Source organism: Jatrophihabitans lederbergiae (assembly GCF_031845305.1).
GTDB classification, from domain to species: domain Bacteria; phylum Actinomycetota; class Actinomycetes; order Mycobacteriales; family Jatrophihabitantaceae; genus Jatrophihabitans_A; species Jatrophihabitans_A lederbergiae.
Window position 1 is genome coordinate 1 of record NZ_JAVREH010000169.1, and the last position, 1,261, is coordinate 1,261.

At 60.1% G+C, this 1,261-nt stretch carries 1 protein-coding gene; it reads left to right on the forward strand.

The window, feature by feature from the left end; genetic code table 11:
* Positions 1-289: 289 nt before the first annotated feature.
* Positions 290-1,072 (forward strand): PIN domain-containing protein, encoded by a 783-nt coding sequence (locus tag RM423_RS24775; RefSeq protein ID WP_311425702.1) that lies wholly within the window; start codon positions 290-292, stop codon positions 1,070-1,072.
* Positions 1,073-1,261 lie beyond the last annotated feature (189 nt).

Consider the following 1,261-nt stretch of genomic DNA (forward strand, 5'->3'; position numbering starts at 1 on the left):
TTCGGCACACCCTCCGCCGCCAGCCTCCTGATCAGCGCCCAGTCCTCCAAAGTGATCACACTCCAATCGTTGAGTGCTCACTTCTCACCGCCGAAACTGTTCAGTTTTCGAGCGCCGCCGACACACCTGATGGTGCAGCAGACCGGCCAGAGCTGATCAACAACCATCCGTTGAGGCCGATTGTGTCTGTAGCACAGGTTATGGTCGCCCCCTATCGGGATAGGAGAACTAGTCGGTCATGCGTCTACCCTCGGTCAACCCTGCCCACGAGTACGCGCTGTCTGAGACGTTGCGCTGGCTGATCGAGTGCAAGACGGCCTTCATCAACGGATTCGGCGGCTCGGCCGCCGAGTCGCTCGAGAAGTATCAGCGCAAGACCGTTGAGCTAAGCCGAGGCCTGGAGTTCATCTTCAGCTTCGACGACATCCAGAAGATGGTCCTGACCCGTAGGCACTGGTTACTCATGGAAATGGTGGTGACCAGTAACGGGCCGACCGTGAATGATCTGATCAGCGCCGAGACGACCGAGCGGCAACGGTACTTCGAGGCACTGGTCCACACCTACACCAGGGCGCAAGCGACGTGGGAAGGAAGCAAGACCAAGCTCCTGGTCGCTGATACGAACGTCTATGAGCACAACGAGGAGTACTGGGACGAAGTCGATTGGGCCCGGTTGGCAAAGGCCAGCGACGTCCGACTCCTCATCCCGAACGCGGTCGTGGCTGAGCTCGACAGGCACAAGCGCACCGATCGCAAGAACAAAGTTAGCGACACGAACGACGAGGACGTCCGCACCAGGGCACGTGTCTCGACACGGCGCCTGCGCGAGCGCTTCGTCGATCCGGACAAGCTGATCTCACTCGCGGGGCCAGGTGCGACAGCCGAGTTACTTATCGATCCGCCCGGCCACATCCCGCTCGAGGACGCCGACGCCGAGATCATCGATCGAGCGTTAGCTGTTCGTTGGTTTACCCAGCAGCCGGTAACGCTAGTCACGGGTGATGGCAACATGCAGTTCGCCGGCTCATCTGCGGGACTCGACGTGATCAAGGTGTACGAGGCGGGTCACTGAGATGGAGGCTCTTCACCGTCCGGACGTGGCGTGGGCGTCCATTCTGTCTAGCGATATCCCTGTGGGGACCTGACCCCGAGTAGTGGACACGCTCAATCCCTGCTTCGGTGGGGTGGAAGCGAGATGATCCACTCATGGCGAGGAAGAACTACTCCGAGGAGTTTCGCCGCGACGCTGTCGAGTTGTATC